General features: G+C 55.9%; 17 protein-coding genes. 14 read left to right on the top strand and 3 right to left on the bottom strand.

All coding sequences use genetic code 11. From position 1 onward, the window contains the following. Nucleotides 1–44: 44 nt before the first annotated feature. The 4 genes from DAI21_RS03045 (at nucleotide 45) to DAI21_RS03030 (ending at nucleotide 2,872) form a co-directional block, all read left to right on the top strand. Nucleotides 45–413, top strand: a complete 369-nt coding sequence (locus DAI21_RS03045) for a diacylglycerol kinase (protein ID WP_107702464.1) — start codon at nucleotides 45–47, stop codon at nucleotides 411–413. A 109-nt stretch (nucleotides 414–522) separates the two neighbouring features. Beyond that, complete coding sequence (gene lexA, locus DAI21_RS03040; protein ID WP_100778063.1) at nucleotides 523–1,131, top strand: transcriptional repressor LexA; 609 nt, start codon at nucleotides 523–525, stop codon at nucleotides 1,129–1,131. A gap of 67 nt (nucleotides 1,132–1,198) precedes the next feature. Continuing rightward, the gene (gene dinF / locus DAI21_RS03035) at nucleotides 1,199–2,521 is read left to right on the top strand and encodes an MATE family efflux transporter DinF (RefSeq protein ID WP_107702463.1); all 1,323 of its coding nucleotides are present in this window, start codon (nucleotides 1,199–1,201) and stop codon (nucleotides 2,519–2,521) included. 141 nt (nucleotides 2,522–2,662) lie between these two features. Further along, a complete protein-coding gene (locus tag DAI21_RS03030; protein WP_095280331.1) occupies nucleotides 2,663–2,872 on the top strand; it encodes a CsbD family protein in 210 nt (69 codons plus the stop codon). Nucleotides 2,873–2,940: 68 nt separating this feature from the next. Here the strand turns inward: DAI21_RS03030 and zur are convergent, their stop codons facing one another. Further along, on the bottom strand, nucleotides 2,941–3,456 hold the full coding sequence (gene zur / locus DAI21_RS03025) for a zinc uptake transcriptional repressor Zur (RefSeq protein WP_100778061.1): 516 nt from the start codon (nucleotides 3,454–3,456) through the stop codon (nucleotides 2,941–2,943). A 116-nt stretch (nucleotides 3,457–3,572) separates the two neighbouring features. Here zur and DAI21_RS03020 point away from each other — a divergent pair, with 116 nt between their 5' ends. The 4 genes from DAI21_RS03020 to pspG all read left to right on the top strand — a co-directional run bounded on the left by DAI21_RS03020 (nucleotide 3,573) and on the right by pspG (nucleotide 7,001). Further along, complete coding sequence (locus DAI21_RS03020; protein ID WP_100778060.1) at nucleotides 3,573–4,061, top strand: cupin domain-containing protein; 489 nt, start codon at nucleotides 3,573–3,575, stop codon at nucleotides 4,059–4,061. Nucleotides 4,062–4,283: 222 nt separating this feature from the next. Further along, the gene (traF, locus tag DAI21_RS03015) at nucleotides 4,284–5,543 is read left to right on the top strand and encodes a conjugal transfer protein TraF (RefSeq protein WP_228483554.1); all 1,260 of its coding nucleotides are present in this window, start codon (nucleotides 4,284–4,286) and stop codon (nucleotides 5,541–5,543) included. Nucleotides 5,544–5,624: 81 nt separating this feature from the next. Further along, complete coding sequence (dusA, locus tag DAI21_RS03010; protein ID WP_107702462.1) at nucleotides 5,625–6,620, top strand: tRNA dihydrouridine(20/20a) synthase DusA; 996 nt, start codon at nucleotides 5,625–5,627, stop codon at nucleotides 6,618–6,620. A 138-nt stretch (nucleotides 6,621–6,758) separates the two neighbouring features. Then, on the top strand, nucleotides 6,759–7,001 hold the full coding sequence (gene pspG / locus DAI21_RS03005; protein ID WP_107702461.1) for an envelope stress response protein PspG: 243 nt from the start codon (nucleotides 6,759–6,761) through the stop codon (nucleotides 6,999–7,001). A gap of 177 nt (nucleotides 7,002–7,178) precedes the next feature. On the opposite strand, the gene DAI21_RS03000 is transcribed toward pspG, so the two are convergent. After that, on the bottom strand, nucleotides 7,179–8,162 hold the full coding sequence (locus tag DAI21_RS03000) for a quinone oxidoreductase (RefSeq protein WP_100778056.1): 984 nt from the start codon (nucleotides 8,160–8,162) through the stop codon (nucleotides 7,179–7,181). A 74-nt stretch (nucleotides 8,163–8,236) separates the two neighbouring features. Between DAI21_RS03000 and dnaB the strand changes: the two genes are divergently transcribed. The 5 genes from dnaB (at nucleotide 8,237) to DAI21_RS02975 (ending at nucleotide 13,604) form a co-directional block, all read left to right on the top strand. Continuing rightward, nucleotides 8,237–9,649, top strand: a complete 1,413-nt coding sequence (gene dnaB / locus DAI21_RS02995; protein ID WP_100778055.1) for a replicative DNA helicase — start codon at nucleotides 8,237–8,239, stop codon at nucleotides 9,647–9,649. Nucleotides 9,650–9,739: 90 nt separating this feature from the next. Then, a complete protein-coding gene (gene alr, locus DAI21_RS02990; RefSeq protein WP_107702460.1) occupies nucleotides 9,740–10,819 on the top strand; it encodes an alanine racemase in 1,080 nt (359 codons plus the stop codon). 131 nt (nucleotides 10,820–10,950) lie between these two features. Then, complete coding sequence (gene tyrB, locus DAI21_RS02985; protein ID WP_107702459.1) at nucleotides 10,951–12,144, top strand: aromatic amino acid transaminase; 1,194 nt, start codon at nucleotides 10,951–10,953, stop codon at nucleotides 12,142–12,144. Nucleotides 12,145–12,419: 275 nt separating this feature from the next. Continuing rightward, complete coding sequence (aphA, locus tag DAI21_RS02980; protein ID WP_107702458.1) at nucleotides 12,420–13,133, top strand: acid phosphatase AphA; 714 nt, start codon at nucleotides 12,420–12,422, stop codon at nucleotides 13,131–13,133. A gap of 117 nt (nucleotides 13,134–13,250) precedes the next feature. Continuing rightward, nucleotides 13,251–13,604 carry an MmcQ/YjbR family DNA-binding protein gene (locus DAI21_RS02975; protein WP_100778051.1) on the top strand — a complete coding sequence of 118 codons (354 nt, stop codon included), beginning with the start codon at nucleotides 13,251–13,253 and terminating at the stop codon, nucleotides 13,602–13,604. Between the two features lie 3 nt (nucleotides 13,605–13,607). Here DAI21_RS02975 and uvrA read toward each other — a convergent pair whose 3' ends face one another. After that, entirely contained in the window at nucleotides 13,608–16,430 is a 2,823-nt protein-coding gene (uvrA, locus tag DAI21_RS02970; RefSeq protein ID WP_100778050.1) for an excinuclease ABC subunit UvrA, read from the bottom strand. A gap of 246 nt (nucleotides 16,431–16,676) precedes the next feature. Here uvrA and ssb1 point away from each other — a divergent pair, with 246 nt between their 5' ends. Then, nucleotides 16,677–17,204 carry a single-stranded DNA-binding protein SSB1 gene (gene ssb1, locus DAI21_RS02960; protein WP_100778048.1) on the top strand — a complete coding sequence of 176 codons (528 nt, stop codon included), beginning with the start codon at nucleotides 16,677–16,679 and terminating at the stop codon, nucleotides 17,202–17,204. Nucleotides 17,205–17,231: the final 27 nt, after the last annotated feature.

Genomic DNA, 17,231 nt, shown 5'->3' with positions numbered 1-17,231 from the left:
ACAGCTATAGTTACTGACGCTAAATCTAAGAAAAGGTTCTTTTAATGGCCAATAATACCACTGGGTTAACCCGAATCATCAAAGCTGCCGGATATTCATGGAAAGGTTTCCGCGCCGCATGGATCAATGAGGCCGCTTTCCGTCAGGAAGGGGTTGCTGCGGTTGTTGCGGTGATCATCGCCTGTTTTCTGGATGTCGACCCGATAACCCGCGTATTGCTCATTGGTTCAGTCCTTCTGGTGATGATAGTGGAAATTCTCAACAGCGCTATTGAAGCGGTGGTGGATCGCATCGGTTCTGATTTCCATGAGCTGTCGGGCCGTGCGAAGGACATGGGTTCTGCCGCTGTGCTGCTGGCGATTATCATCGCAGCCATCACCTGGGGCATGCTTCTTTGGTCACATTTTCGATAAGGCTTCAGGAATCCAATAAGTCTCTGGTTTTTTGTGCAGTTTTTGATTCCAAAATCACCTTTGACTGTATATACTCACAGCATAACTGTATATACACCCAGGGGGCGGAATGAAAGCGTTAACGGCCAGACAGCAAGAGGTGTTTGATCTCATTCGAGATCATATCAGCCAGACGGGAATGCCACCGACGCGTGCGGAAATCGCGCAGCGCCTGGGCTTCCGTTCTCCAAATGCCGCTGAAGAGCATCTCAAAGCGCTGGCGCGTAAAGGCGTTCTTGAGATTGTCTCTGGTGCGTCACGCGGAATTCGCCTGCTGGTGGAAGAAGAAGAAGGTCTGCCACTTGTGGGGCGCGTCGCGGCGGGTGAGCCTTTGCTGGCACAGCAACATATTGAAGGTCACTATCAGGTCGATCCGGCCATGTTCAAGCCAAGTGCCGATTTCCTGCTGCGCGTCAGTGGGATGTCCATGAAAGACATCGGTATTCTGGACGGCGATCTGCTGGCGGTTCATAAAACGCAGGATGTGCGCAACGGGCAGGTTGTGGTTGCGCGTATCGACGACGAAGTGACCGTTAAGCGCCTGAAAAAACAGGGCAACACGGTTCAGCTGTTGCCAGAAAACAGCGAGTTTTCCCCGATTGTGGTGGATCTCCGCGAACAGGCTTTCTCTATTGAAGGTCTGGCTGTTGGTGTTATCCGCAACGGCGAATGGCTGTAATCTCTTACTGACAGGCTGTGGTCGCACCGCAGCCTGACTGTCTACTCTCAATTCCCGGTACTTTCTCATGTCTCTGCTGACAACCTCAGACAAGGCATTGTGGCGTCTTGCGCTGCCGATGATTTTCTCCAATATCACCGTTCCCCTGTTAGGGCTGGTGGATACGGCGGTGATTGGTCATCTGGATTCCCCTGTTTACCTCGGCGGCGTGGCCATTGGCGCGACGGCGACCAGTTTCCTCTTTATGCTGCTGCTCTTTTTACGCATGAGCACCACCGGGCTGACTGCCCAGGCGTTTGGTGCCAAAGATCCCGTTCGACTTGCCCGTGCGCTGGTGCAGCCGCTGATCCTCGCCCTTGGCGCAGGGCTGCTGATTGTTTTGCTGCGCACGCCGCTCATCGATCTGGCTCTGCATGTCGTGGGCGGTAGTGAGGCGGTGCTGGAACAGGCGCGGCGCTTCCTCGAAATCCGCTGGCTCAGCGCACCGGCATCGCTGGCAAATCTGGTTCTGCTTGGCTGGTTGCTGGGCGTGCAGTACGCGCGTGCGCCGGTGATCCTGCTGGTGGTGGGCAATTTACTCAATATCGTGCTCGATCTGTGGCTGGTGATGGGTCTGCACATGAACGTGCAGGGGGCGGCGCTGGCAACGGTGGTCGCCGAGTACGGCACTTTCTTCATTGGCCTATGGATGGTGAAACGCGTGCTGGCCATGCGGGGAATCTCTCTCGCGATGCTCAAAACAGCGTGGCATGGCAACATCCGTAAACTGCTGGCGCTTAACCGCGACATCATGCTTCGCTCGCTACTGCTGCAACTTTGCTTTGGCGCCCTGACGGTGTTCGGCGCGCGCCTGGGGCCAGAGATCGTGGCCGTAAACGCGGTGCTGATGACGCTGCTGACGTTCACCGCCTATGCGCTGGACGGTTTTGCCTATGCGGTGGAAGCCCATTCAGGCCAGGCCTATGGTGCCCGTGAGGCGGGGCAGTTGCAGGAGGTCTGGCGCGCGGCCTGCCGTCAGTCTGGGCTGGTGGCGCTGGTCTTCGCACTGATCTATGCCTTATTTGGCGGGCAGATTGTGGCGCTATTGACCTCGCTGCCTGAACTGAGAGAACTGGCTAATCACTACATCATCTGGCAGGTCGTGTTACCGGTGGTGGGGGTGTGGTGTTATCTGCTGGACGGTATGTTTATCGGCGCAACGCGCGGGGCGGAAATGCGCAACAGCATGGCAGTCGCGGCGGCCGGTTTCGCCCTGACGCTCTTCACGCTGCCCTGGCTCGGCAACCACGGTTTGTGGCTGGCGCTGGCGGTATTCCTCGCCTTGCGTGGCCTGTCATTAGCGCTGATTTGGCGGCGCCACTGGCGCAATAACAGCTGGTTTAGCGGATAGCGTGATTTGACGAAACGGTTAAAGATTCTGAATCTCAACACGCATGCCGAATCCTTATCTACAATTATTATCACGTCCAGCAGAAATGAACGTAACGGACGACTCGAATTTACGTGATAACCGAACGATGAGGAATTGATTATGAATAAAGACGAAATCGGCGGTAACTGGAAACAGTTCAAAGGTAAAGCGAAAGAACAATGGGGTAAACTGACCGACGATGACGTGACCGTCATTGAAGGTAAACGCGAACAGCTGGTAGGTAAGATTCAGGAACGCTACGGCTACGCGAAAGACCAAGCGGAAAAAGAGGTTGTTGACTGGGAAAAACGCAACGACTACCGCTGGTAACAGAGTTCTACCCGTTGTACACGGAAGTACAATCCCTGAGGGCGGCCTAATGGCCGCCCGCTTCGTTTTTAGCGCGGTTTTTTCTTCACCAGAATGGAGTGATCGTGCTGACATTCACCCTGATGACGGCAGGCTTCCACTTCGACACAGGCAGAACACAACCCGTGTGCTTCAATCACGTTATGGCGCAGGGCAAAGCCCATTTTAGCCGCCAGTGAATGCATAATATCTTCCACACCTTCCGCCCCTTCTTCTTTAACCGCGCCGCAGCGATCGCAGATAAACATGGCCGAGGTATGTGTTGGCTGATCGAACAGATGGCACAGCACATAGCTGTTAGTCGACTCCACCTTATGCACAAAGCCTTGCTCCAGCAGGAAATCCAGCGCGCGATAAACGGTGGGCGGTTTCGCCTGCGGCTCGCTTTCACGCAGCAGATCGAGCAGATCGTAGGCGCTGATGGCACCGCGTTGCAGGCTCATCAGACGTAACACTTCAAGGCGCTGCGGGGTCAGGCGCACATTGCGTTGCGCACAGAGCTTTTCAGCTTGCGCTAACAGATCTTGCATCGTGGTCTTATCCATATCGCACCTCGAATTATGGAGTCTGGAAAACCCTCACTTTACCATGTTCTGCTGAAAACGCCGAGATCCGCCACAGTTGTGCTATACCTGACCCATCGCCACACGGGAAAAATACAATGAAAAGACCTGATTGCATCCGGCACTGGCGCGACGTCGAAGGTGCCGACGACTCCACTTATCCAGACAGCGACGAACTTTTTGCTATCGGCGCGCCGCTGGCCCGCAAACTGGGGCTTGGGCGGATCGGTATCCACCATGAGCGCCTGCCGCCGGGCCGTCGCACTTCGTATCCGCACGCTGAAAGCGACGAAGAGGAGTTTATCTTTGTTATTGAAGGGTATCCCCAGGCGTGGATTAACGGATATTTATGGAAACTAGAGCCGGGCGACAGCGTCGGTTTTCCGGCCGGAACTGGCGTGTGCCACACCTTTATTAATAACACCGACGAAGAGGTGCGGCTGTTGGTGGTGGGCGAGGCGAACAAAAAACACAATCGCATCTATTACCCGCTCAACCCGGTCTACGCCGCCACCCGCGAGGACCGCTGGGTGGACCATCCGCCGCAATTTTTTGGTCCTCACGACGGAAAACCTGGGCGAAAATAATATCCTCTTCTATAAATATTGAGGGCCGTCACAAATTACAACAGGCCTCGCGGAAGATTTAACTTAGGGAACAGGCGTGTCTTTTTGATGTTATTCACAGCAATAGTTCGTCCCTGTATGGGTGATAACTGACAGGGGTTGTTTAATAACAGACTATAAAACGAGCATACTGTGAAAAAACATTTTAAATTTTCGGTGGTTAGCATCGCTGTCTCCCTGTTTATGGCAAACGAGGCGGGAGCAGCCAATACCTGGACAGAAGCGCGTAGCGACGCGATGGGCGGTACTGGCGTTGCATCAGGCAATTACGGTAGCGGAGCGTTTATTAACCCGGCACTGCTGGCAAAGGCAAAACCGGATGACGACATTACCGTTATTTTGCCTTCGGTCGGCGCACAGATTACTGACAAAGATAATCTGCAGGATCAGATCGACGATATCAGCGATAAAGTCGATTACTACGACGATGTGGTTAACAGCCTGACAGCGGCTGAGATCATCGCCAATCCTTTGGGATCCGTTAACCAGTTTCAGAGTGCCGCGAAAGATCTCGCTGACGAGCTGGACGATCTGAAAGGTAAAACCGCTCGCGCCACCGCCGGTGCCGGGATTGCGGTCAGCATTCCAAATAACGTGCTGGCGGTCGCCTTTGTGGCGAAAGGCAACGCTCACGCGCGGGTAAGCTCCTCTATCGACCAGCAGGATATCGATTATCTGCGCAGCATCCAGAACAGCAAACTGGTGGCGGGCAGCGTCGCGCTTGATGCCGCCCTTAACGGTTCGGATGAGATCACCAAAAACCTCAACTCCACGGCCTCAGGCCGGGCGGCGATTGTCTCTGACTATGGCGTCGCGGTGGCCCGTCAGTTTGATATTGGCGATGTGCCGGTCTCCGTCGGTATTACGCCAAAACTGCAAAAAACCTGGCTCTACAACTACACCACCTCCATTTACACCTACGACAGCAGCGACTGGAACAGCAGCCGCTATCGCACGGACGATACTGGCTTCAACGTGGATGCCGGTGTGGCCGCCGATTTTGGCGAGAACTGGACGGTGGGCTTGAGCGGGCAGAACCTGATGTCGCGCGATATCGATACCAAAGATATCCGTATCCGCAATGGCCGCACGGGTGACGTGGTGAGCTACAAAGATACCTACCAGATCCGTCCGCTGGTGACTGCGGGCGTGGCATGGCATAACGATCTGGTAACCCTCACCGCCGATGGCGATCTGACCGAAACCAAAGGCTTCAAGAGCGAAGATAACTCTCAGTACGTCGGCGTCGGCGCCGAGGTCACTCCGCTCAGCTGGCTGGCGGTGCGCGCTGGTTATCGCGCGGACGTGAAGGACAACGACAGCAACGTCTTCACCGGCGGTGTTGGCTTTGCGCCGTTCAACGCGGTCCATGTGGATCTGATGGGTCTGTACGGCGAGGACAAAACCTGGGGTGCAGGCGCGCAGCTGAGCGTCACCTTCTAAGACGACCGGAGGCCATGCGCCTCCGGCTTTTCTTTGTGCTATAGTAGCGCCCCTTTTCCACCACATGCTTAAAACTTCGCCATGCCGTCAGAACTACAGTCCGATTTCCCTGCACACCGTTTTTCCATCGCGCCGATGCTCGACTGGACCGACAGACACTGCCGCTATTTCCTGCGTCAGCTCTCTCGCCACACGCTGCTGTACACCGAAATGGTTACCACCGGGGCGATCATTCACGGAAAGGGCGACTATCTGGCCTATAGCGAAGAAGAGCATCCGGTTGCGTTGCAGCTTGGTGGCAGCGATCCGGCGGCGCTGGCGCAATGTGCGAAACTGGCGCAAGAGCGTGGGTACGACGAAATTAATCTCAACGTCGGCTGCCCGTCCGATCGTGTGCAGAACGGCATGTTCGGCGCGTGCCTGATGGGGAATGCCCAACTGGTGGCGGATTGCGTCAAAGCGATGCGCGATGTGGTGTCGATTCCGGTGACGGTCAAAACCCGTATCGGCATCGACGATCAGGACAGCTACGAATTCCTGTGCGATTTCATCGACACTGTATCCGGGAAGGGCGAGTGCGAGATGTTTATTATCCACGCGCGTAAAGCCTGGTTGTCCGGTCTCAGTCCAAAAGAGAACCGTGAAATTCCGCCGCTGGACTACCCGCGCGTGTATCAGCTAAAGCGTGATTTCCCGCATCTGACAATGTCGATTAACGGCGGTATTAAGTCTCTTGACGAAGCCAAAGCCCATTTAGAACATATGGATGGCGTCATGGTAGGCCGCGAGGCGTATCAAAATCCGGGCATTCTGGCCTCGGTGGATCGCGAGATCTTTGGCATTGAGCGCGCCGATAACGATCCGGTGGCCGTGGTGCGTGCCATGTACCCGTACATCGAACGTGAGCTGAGCAATGGCACCTATCTGGGCCACGTGACGCGTCATATGCTCGGGTTGTTCCAGGGCATTCCAGGGGCGCGTCAGTGGCGTCGCTACCTGAGTGAAAACGCGCATAAAGCCGGGGCGGATATCGAAGTCCTGGAGCAGGCCCTGCGTCTGGTCGCTGACAAGCGATAATTTTCACTAAAAGTTCGTCAAATTCACCACGCCCTGCGAATGTTCGCGGGGCGTTTTGTTTTGAATTCAATAAGTTAAATTTGGCACGTTTCTTGTAATAGTCACTACATCTTTATGGTATTGACGTGGGAGAGAGCCATGCTGGAATTGCTGTTTGTGATTGGATTTTTTGTCATGCTGATGGCGACCGGAATTTCGCTGCTTGGCATTCTGGCGGCACTGGTTGCGGCGACGGTAGTGATGTTTATCGGTGGGCTGTTTGCACTGATGCTAAAACTGCTGCCGTGGTTGCTGTTGGCGGTGGCCGTGGTGTGGGTGATTCGGGCGATAAAAGCGCCAAAAGTCCCACAGTATCAGCGCAATAACCGCTTTCGTTACTAAGGTATTGAGGTCTTCGTCACATACCTGCAACTTTTCCGGCAGCGATGCTTAGAACAGAATAGGATTTACTTATCGAATCTGTCACTATTGCCGCCGTTAAAGAATTCATCGAGCTGTACCCTACATACAGCCGAACTAAAAAAAGAAAGGGCTTCCTACGGGAAGCCCTAATTCTTTTTAAGGGATCAGCAAACTCGATCCCTGAGTCACACGACTCTCCAGCACCTCATGCGCGCGCTGTGCATCGCTCAGCGGATATTTCTGCGCCTCAGCCACGTCCACTTTAATCACGCCGCTGGCGATCAGCGAAAATAGCTCATTGCTGGCTTCTGTCAGTTCGTCACGGGTGGTGATGTAACCTTGCAGGGAAGGGCGCGTCACGTACAGCGAGCCTTTCTGATTCAGAATACCCAGATTCACCCCGGTGACCGCGCCCGAGGCGTTGCCGAAGCTCACCATCAAACCCCGACGCTGCAGGCAGTCCAGCGACGCTTCCCAGGTGTCTTTCCCCACCGAGTCATACACCACGCGCAGTTTCTTGCCGCCGGTGATCTCTTTCACCCGCTCGGCGATGCTCTCTTCACGATAGTTAATCACCTGCCACGCGCCAGCCTGTAACGCCCGCTGCGCTTTTTGCGCGCTGCCGACGGTACCGATCAGTTTTGCGCCCAGCGCTTTTGCCCACTGGCAGGCGATAAGCCCAACGCCACCCGCTGCGGCGTGGAACAGGAACTGCTCGTCAGGTTTGATTTCGTAGGTTTTGCGCAGCAGATAATAGACCGTCAGCCCTTTCAGGAAGGAGGCGGCGGCCTGTTCGAATGAGATCGCGTTCGGCAGAATGGCGGCCTTATCGGCGGGCACGTTGTGAATCGAACTGTACGCGCCCAACGGCGACTGGGCGTACACCACGCGATCGCCTTCTTTAATATGCTTCACGCCGCTGCCGATTTTCACCACGACACCTGCGGCCTCGGTCCCCAGACCGCTCGGCAGGGCTGGCGGTGGATAAAGCCCGCCGCGAATATAGGTGTCGATATAGTTGATACCGATGGCCTTGTTTTCGACCTGGATTTCATTTTCCCCTGGCGGCGTGGGGGTAAACTCCACGGCCTTGAGGACTTCTGGACCACCATGCTTGTGAAATTCGATACGAGTTGCCACGTTGAACTCCTTTGTCGATTCATTTGCAGACGGTTATACTTCCCCGTCTCTCAATTTATGGTAATCCATTCACTATGGCAGGAAATAAACCCTTCAACAAACAGACTGAGCCTCGCGAGCGCGATTTGCAGGTCGCCGGACTCAAAGTCCCGCCGCACTCGATTGAAGCGGAACAGTCGGTGTTGGGCGGTTTAATGCTGGACAACGAGCGCTGGGACGATGTCGCCGAGCGCGTGGTATCCGACGATTTTTATACCCGTCCACACCGCCATATCTTTACCGAAATGGCGCGCCTGCAGGAAGCCGGTAGCCCGATTGATCTGATTACACTGGCTGAATCGCTGGAGCGTCAGGGGCAGCTGGATTCAGTCGGTGGATTTGCCTATCTGGCAGAGTTATCGAAAAACACGCCAAGTGCGGCGAACATCAGCGCTTATGCGGATATCGTGCGCGAACGTGCCGTTGTGCGCGAGATGATCGCCGTTGCGAACGAGATCGCCGAAGCGGGCTTTGATCCGCAGGGCCGCACCAGCGAAGATTTGCTGGACCTCGCCGAATCCCGCGTCTTCAAGATCGCCGAAAGCCGTGCGAATAAAGACGAAGGTCCGCGAAATATCGCCGACGTGCTCGACTCTACCGTTGCGCGTATCGAACAGCTTTTCCAGCAGCCGCATGACGGCGTGACCGGCGTAAACACCGGTTACGACGATCTGAACAAAAAAACCGCCGGTTTGCAGCCGTCGGATCTGATTATCGTCGCGGCGCGTCCGTCGATGGGTAAAACCACATTTGCGATGAACCTCGTCGAAAACGCGGCGATGTTGCAGGATAAACCGGTGCTTATCTTCAGTCTGGAGATGCCATCGGACCAGATTATGATGCGTTCCCTGGCGTCCCTGTCGCGCGTGGATCAGACCCGTATTCGTACCGGTCAGCTTGACGATGAAGACTGGGCGCGCATTTCAGGCACCATGGGCATTCTGCTGGAAAAACGGAACATCTATATCGATGACTCCTCCGGCCTGACGCCGACGGAAGTGCGCTCCCGTGCGCGCCGTATCGCCCGCGAACACGGCGGTATCGGCCTTATCATGATTGACTACCTGCAGCTGATGCGCGTACCGTCGCTCTCCGATAACCGTACTCTGGAAATCGCAGAAATTTCTCGCTCACTCAAGGCGTTAGCCAAAGAGTTGCAGGTGCCCGTCGTGGCGCTGTCACAGCTTAACCGCTCCCTGGAACAACGTGCTGATAAGCGCCCGGTCAACTCCGACCTGCGTGAATCTGGCTCCATCGAGCAGGATGCCGACTTGATCATGTTCATCTACCGTGACGAGGTCTATCACGAGAACAGCGACATGAAAGGCATCGCGGAAATTATTATTGGTAAGCAGCGTAACGGCCCGATCGGGACGGTGCGTCTGACGTTTAACGGTCAGTGGTCGCGTTTTGATAATTATGCGGGGCCGCAGTACGACGACGAATAAATCCTCGTCATCCTTCGCGTCACAGCCACCGCCGCTGGAACGCAAATGATTTAGAGGATTGGATTTATTTCATTAAGGCAAGGAATTCGAATGCAAGCGGCAACTGTAGTCATTAACCGCCGCGCTCTGCGACACAACCTGCAACGTCTGCGTGAACTGGCGCCCGCCAGTAAGCTCGTTGCAGTCGTGAAAGCGAACGCTTACGGACACGGTCTTCTTGAGACCGCGCGAACGCTCCCTGATGCCGATGCCTTTGGCGTCGCCCGTCTCGAAGAAGCCCTGCACCTGCGCGCGGGCGGCATCACCCAACCGATTCTGTTACTCGAAGGCTTTTTCGAAGCCGACGATCTGACGACGATTGCCGATCAGCGTCTCCACACTGCCGTGCATAACGAAGAGCAGCTGGCCGCACTAGAATCTGCGACCCTCAGCGAGCCGGTCACCGTGTGGATGAAACTCGACACTGGCATGCATCGCCTGGGCGTGCGCCCGGAGCAGGCAGAGGCGTTTTATCAGCGCCTGAGCCAGTGCAAAAACGTGCGTCAGCCGGTGAATATCGTCAGCCACTTTGCCCGTGCCGATGAGCCTGAATGCGGCGCCACGGAGCAGCAGCTCGACATCTTTAACACCTTCTGCGAAGGCAAGGCGGGAATGCGCTCTATCGCGGCGTCCGGCGGTATTTTGCTCTGGCCGCAGTCGCACTTCGACTGGGCACGTCCGGGCATTATTCTCTACGGGGTTTCGCCGCTGGAGAGCAAACCCTGGGGGCCTGATTTTGGCTTCCAGCCGGTGATGTCGCTGGTCTCCAGCCTGATTGCCGTGCGTGAGCATCAGGCGGGTGAACCGGTTGGCTACGGCGGCACCTGGGTGAGCGAGCGCGATACGCGTCTCGGCGTGGTGGCGATGGGCTACGGCGACGGTTATCCGCGCGCGGCACCGTCCGGTACGCCCGTGCTGGTGAATGGCCGTGAGGTGAAGCTTGTCGGGCGTGTCGCGATGGACATGATTTGCGTCGATCTCGGGCCTGATGCCGCCGACAAAGCGGGCGATCCGGTCGTGATGTGGGGCGAAGGTTTACCCGTTGAACGCATTGCTGAAATTACGAAAGTGAGTGCTTACGAACTTATCACGCGCCTGACGTCGCGGGTGGCGATGAAGTACGTCGATTAACGCCCATTGAGTGCCGGGTAGCGGCTTCGCCTCACCCGGCATGCACCTTGTGATGAACATCCCCTCGATCTTCTCGCGCTTCCGGTTTATTGTTGAAATCCCTGCCTGACAGATATCCGGAGATACATCGCGTGTTCCAGAAAGTTGACGCCTACGCCGGCGACCCCATCCTCTCCTTAATGGAGCGTTTCAAAGAAGATTCACGCAGCGACAAAGTGAACCTCAGCATCGGTCTTTACTACAATGAAGACGGCATCATTCCTCAGCTGCAGGCGGTGGCCGAAGCCGAAGCGCGTCTCAACGCGGTGCCGCACGGCGCCTCGCTCTATCTGCCGATGGAAGGGCTGAATACCTACCGCAACACCATTGCGCCGCTGCTGTTTGGTGCCGATCATCCGGTATTAACGCAAAAACGCGTCGCAACTATTCAGACGCTGGGCGGTTCCGGTGCGCTGAAAGTGGGCGCCGATTTTTTGAAAAAGTACTTCCCCGATTCAGGCGTATGGGTCAGCGATCCGACCTGGGAAAACCACGTCGCGATTTTTGAAGGCGCGGGCTTTGCCGTCAGCACCTATCCGTGGTTCGACAACGACACCAAAGGTGTATGCGTTGAAGCGCTGCTGGAAAAACTGCACACCTTGCCGGAGCGCAGCATCGTCCTGCTGCACCCATGCTGCCACAACCCAACCGGTTCGGATCTGACCAACAGCCAGTGGGATGCGGTCATTGAGGTGCTGAAAGCGCGCAACCTGATCCCGTTCCTCGACATCGCCTATCAGGGCTTTGGCGCAGGCATGGAAGAGGACGCCTACGCGATCCGCGCGATTGCCAGCGCCGGGCTGCCAGCACTGGTGAGCAACTCCTTCTCGAAGATTTTCTCCCTGTACGGCGAGCGTGTCGGCGGGTTGTCGGTGGTCTGCGAAGACGAACAGGCAGCAGGCCGCGTGCTCGGCCAGCTAAAAGCCACCGTGCGTCGTATCTACTCCAGCCCGCCGGCTTTCGGTGCACAGGTTGTGGCGACGGTTCTGGGCGATGAGGGCCTGAAAGCGACCTGGCTTGCTGAAGTGGAAGCGATGCGTACGCGTATTCTGGCGATGCGTCAGGCGCTGGTTAACGCCCTGAAAAGCGCGTTACCGGAGCATAACTTCGATTATCTGCTCAAGCAGCGCGGGATGTTCAGCTACACCGGGCTGAGCGCGCAGCAGGTCGATCGTCTGCGTGAAGAGTTTGGCGTCTATCTGATTGCCAGCGGCCGCATGTGTGTCGCAGGCCTGAATGCGCATAACGTTCAGCGCGTTGCACAGGCGTTTGCGGCTGTGATGTAAGCACTCACTTACTCTTTTGGGTTCGTACCCATTAACGCCCGGTGGCGCTGTGCGTACCGGGCCAACAACGGCGACCACGACCTGAATCGCAGGCCGGGTAAGGCGCAATGGCCACCCGGCTTTTTTGTTTTTCCCGCTTTGTGATATCCCTCCATTTACCAGGGACAATCTGAAAAATTTCCTTTCCTTCGCCTGGCTCAGGGGTTAAGGTCTGATAGATTTTTGACCATTCGCTCAATTTAAAACGATAACAAACTGAATATTCAGGGGAATACATGCGCAAGATCACACTGGCGCTCAGCGCCGCCTGCTTATTGTTCTCGCTTAATAGTGCAGTCGGTGCCCGAGCCTCCGCACCAACGCCGCTTTACACCGGAACCACCGCCGCCATTCTGGCTGAACAAGCCCCCATTCACTGGGTCTCCGTGGCGCAAATTGAAAATAGCCTGATGGGCCGCGCGCCAATGGCTGTCGGTTTTGACATCGACGATACCGTCCTCTTTTCCAGCCCTGGCTTCTGGCGAGGCAAAAAAACCTTCTCGCCTGAGAGCGAGGAGTATCTGAAGAACCCGGAATTCTGGGAAAAAATGAACAACGGCTGGGATGAATTCAGTATCCCGAAAGAGGTGGGTCGCGCACTGATTGCGATGCACGTAAAACGTGGCGACAGCATCTATTTCATCACCGGTCGCAGCCAGACCAAAACGGAAACCGTCAGCAAAACCCTTCAGGGCGATTTTTCCATTCCGCCAGCGAATATGAATCCGGTGATTTTTGCCGGGGACAAGCACGGGCAAAACACCAAGACCCAGTGGCTGGAACAGAAAAATATCAAAGTGTTCTACGGCGATTCGGATAACGATATCTCTGCTGCGCGTGATGTCGGTGCCCGTGGCATCCGCGTTCTGCGCGCCTCCAACTCGACGTACCGCCCGCTGCCCATGGCCGGCTCTTTTGGCGAAGAGGTGATTGTTAATTCTGAATACTGATAATCGATGATTATTTGTGCAAATCGGGCCTGCCCGGGTTTACCTTTTGTCGTCTTGCTGCACACTTAAAGAGGCAAGTCCTCAGGTCGCACTCAACCCACTCACAGGGGAGCAAAGATGACAATTTCGGAGATACTGCAATATTGCATGAATAAACCGGGCGCCGGGCAAAGTGTCCACAGCGACTGGAAAGCCACGCAGATCAAAGTGGCAGACGTGCTGTTTGCGATGGTAAAAGAGGTAGAAGGGCGTCCGGCGGCATCGTTAAAAACCAGCCCGGAACTGGCGGACTTGTTGCGTCAGCAGCACAGCGATGTGCGCCCAAGCAAGCATCTGAATAAAGCGCACTGGAGCACCGTCTATCTCGACGGCTCGCTGCCCGATTCGCAGATTTACTATTTGGTGGATGCCTCTTACAAGCAGGCCTTTGAGCTGCTGCCGGAAAATACCCGACAGCAGCTTTCAGACTGAGGATTACAGCAGAGGTTTAAGGAAGCGCGCGGTGTGCGAGGCTTCGCACTCGGCAACTGTCTCTGGCGTACCGGAGACGAGAATTTCACCGCCGCCGCTGCCGCCTTCCGGACCGAGATCCACAATCCAGTCTGCGGTTTTGATGACATCCAGATTGTGCTCAATGACCACAATGGTGTTGCCCTGATCGCGCAGCTGATGCAGCACTTCAAGCAATTGCTGGATATCGGCAAAGTGCAGGCCGGTGGTTGGCTCATCCAGAATATACAGCGTCTGTCCTGTGCCGCGTTTCGACAGTTCACGCGCCAGCTTCACGCGCTGGGCTTCACCGCCGGAGAGCGTTGTCGCTGACTGCCCGAGACGAATGTAGGTCAGCCCCACGTCCATCAGCGTTTGCAGCTTACGCGCCAGCGCAGGCACCGCATCGAAGAACTCACGCGCCTCTTCAATGGTCATATCCAGCACTTCGTGGATCGTTTTGCCTTTGTACTTAATCTCCAGCGTTTCGCGGTTATAGCGCTTGCCTTTGCACTGATCGCACGGCACGTAGATATCCGGCAGGAAGTGCATTTCAACTTTGATCACACCGTCGCCCTGACAGGCTTCACAGCGGCCACCGCGCACGTTAAAGCTGAAACGTCCTGGCGTATACCCACGCGAGCGTGATTCAGGAACGCCGGCAAACAGTTCACGTACAGGTGTAAAGACGCCCGTATACGTAGCCGGGTTTGAACGCGGCGTACGGCCAATCGGGCTTTGGTCGATATCGATCACTTTATCGAAATGTTCCAGGCCCTGAATGTCGCGATACGGCGCTGGCTCGGCAAGCGTTGCGCCGTTCAACTGAGTCTGTGCAATCGGGAACAAGGTATCGTTAATCAGCGTCGATTTACCGGACCCCGACACCCCGGTGACACAGGTGAACAGCCCGACTGGCAGCGTCAGCGTGACGTCTTTCAGGTTGTTGCCGCGCGCGCCAGTCAGCTTCAGCACTTTCTCTGGGTTGGCCGCAACGCGCTGCTTCGGCACGTCGATTTTGCGTTTGCCGCTCATGAACTGCCCGGTCAATGACTCCGGAACGGCCATGATGTCGGCCAGCGTCCCTTCGGCGACCACCTGGCCGCCATGCACACCCGCGCCAGGGCCGATATCGATGACGTGGTCTGCGGCGCGGATTGCGTCTTCGTCATGCTCGACCACAATCACCGTGTTACCCAAATTACGCAGGTGGATCAGCGTGCCGAGCAGGCGTTCGTTATCGCGCTGGTGCAGGCCGATGGACGGCTCATCCAGCACGTACATTACGCCGACTAAGCCCGCGCCAATCTGGCTTGCCAAACGGATACGCTGCGCTTCGCCGCCGGAGAGGGTCTCCGCTGAGCGAGAAAGTGACAGATAGTTCAGGCCGACGTTCACGAGGAACTTCAGGCGATCGCCAATCTCTTTCAGCACTTTCTCCGCAATCTGCGCGCGCTGGCCGGAGAGCTTAAGATTAGTGAAGAAGTCCATCGCGTGGCCGATGCTCATGTCTGAGATGGTCGGCAGCGCCGTGTTCTCGACAAAGACATGGCGAGCCTCGCGGCGCAGACGCGTCCCTTCACAGGTGGTGCAGGAGCGGTTGCTGATAAACTTCGCCAGCTCCTCGCGCACTGCGCTGGACTCGGTCTCTTTGTAGCGGCGTTCCATGTTATGCAGCACGCCTTCGAACGGATGGCGGCGCACGGAAGTATCGCCGCGATCGTTCATGTACTTGAACTCGATGTTCTCTTTGCCGGAGCCTGACAGCACCACTTTATGAACATTTGGGCTTAAGCTCGCCCACGGCGCTTCGATGTCGAACTTATAATGTTCGGCCAGGGATTTCAGCATCTGGAAGTAGTAGAAATTACGGCGATCCCAGCCGCGAATCGCGCCACCCGCCAGCGAAAGCTCCGGATTCTGAATGATGCGATCCGGATCGAAATATTGCTGCACGCCAAGACCATCACAGGTAGGGCACGCGCCAGCCGGGTTGTTAAACGAGAACAAACGCGGTTCAAGTTCCCGCATGCTGTAGCCGCAAATCGGACAGGCAAAGTTCGCGGAGAAGAGCAGCTCTTCGGCTTTCGCATCGTCCATATCCGCGACGATAGCGGAACCACCCGACAGCTCCAGCGCCGTTTCGAACGATTCGGCCAGACGCTGCGTGAGATCGTCGCGCACTTTAAAGCGGTCAATCACCACTTCAATGGTGTGTTTCTTTTGCAGTTCCAGCTTCGGCGGATCGGAAAGGTCACACACTTCCCCGTCGATACGCGCGCGGATGTAGCCCTGGCTTGCCAGGTTTTCCAGCGTTTTGGTGTGCTCGCCTTTCCTGTCTTTAATGATAGGCGCCAGCAGCATCAGGCGCTTGCCTTCAGGCTGCGCCAGCACGTTATCCACCATCTGACTGACGGTTTGCGCGGCCAGCGGCACGTCATGATCCGGGCAGCGCGGCTCGCCCACGCGGGCAAACAGCAGACGCAGATAGTCATGAATTTCAGTAATCGTACCGACCGTAGAACGCGGGTTGTGGGACGTTGATTTCTGCTCAATGGAAATGGCAGGCGACAACCCTTCGATATGGTCGACGTCCGGCTTTTCCATCAGTGACAGGAACTGACGCGCATAGGCGGAGAGCGATTCAACGTAACGACGCTGTCCTTCGGCATACAAGGTGTCGAAAGCCAGAGATGACTTGCCAGAACCCGATAGCCCGGTCACGACAATCAGCTTGTCGCGAGGGATTATGAGGTTGATATTCTTGAGATTATGGGTGCGGGCGCCCCGTACTTCGATCTTATCCATTCACCTTTCCCGGTAGAGACTCGGATGCCTGGTTTGTTTGAAGGACAAACGGCAGAAACGGCTAATTATGACACAATCTGACCTGTTTTAATATACAGTATTGGAAAGCAGGTTCCGATTTAATGTGCAACAATGTTTAGGTAGCGTGAGTTCTGTGGAATCGCGGTCGCAGCTATCAAATTGCACCGTGGAAATGGTACACTCGCGCGTTTACACTATTAAGAAACGTATTCAGGAGACACAATCATGGCCAGCAGAGGCGTAAACAAGGTGATTCTCGTCGGTAATCTGGGCCAGGACCCGGAAGTACGCTACATGCCGAGTGGTGGCGCAGTTGCCAACATTACGCTGGCTACTTCCGAATCCTGGCGTGATAAAGCGACCGGTGAGATGAAAGAGCAGACTGAATGGCACCGCGTTGTGCTGTTCGGCAAACTGGCAGAAGTAGCTGGTGAATATCTGCGTAAAGGTTCTCAGGTGTATATCGAAGGTCAGCTTCGTACCCGTAAATGGACCGATCAGTCCGGTGCAGAAAAGTACACCACTGAAGTTGTGGTAAACGTCGGCGGCACCATGCAGATGCTGGGAGGCCGTCAGGGCGGTGGCGCACCTGCAGGCGGCGGTCAGCAGCAGCAGGGTAGCTGGGGTCAGCCTCAGCAGCCACAGGGCGGCAATCAGTTCAGCGGCGGCGCGCAGTCTCGTCCGCAGCAGCAGTCTGCTCCAGCACCGTCTAATGAACCACCAATGGATTTCGACGACGATATCCCGTTCTAAGACTCAGACCGTGCTGTCGCCTGGCGG

It is taken from the genome of Lelliottia sp. WB101, from assembly GCF_003051885.1.
Classification (GTDB): Bacteria; Pseudomonadota; Gammaproteobacteria; order Enterobacterales; family Enterobacteriaceae; genus Enterobacter; species Enterobacter nimipressuralis.
This window is presented reverse-complemented; position numbering and strand designations above follow the sequence as displayed.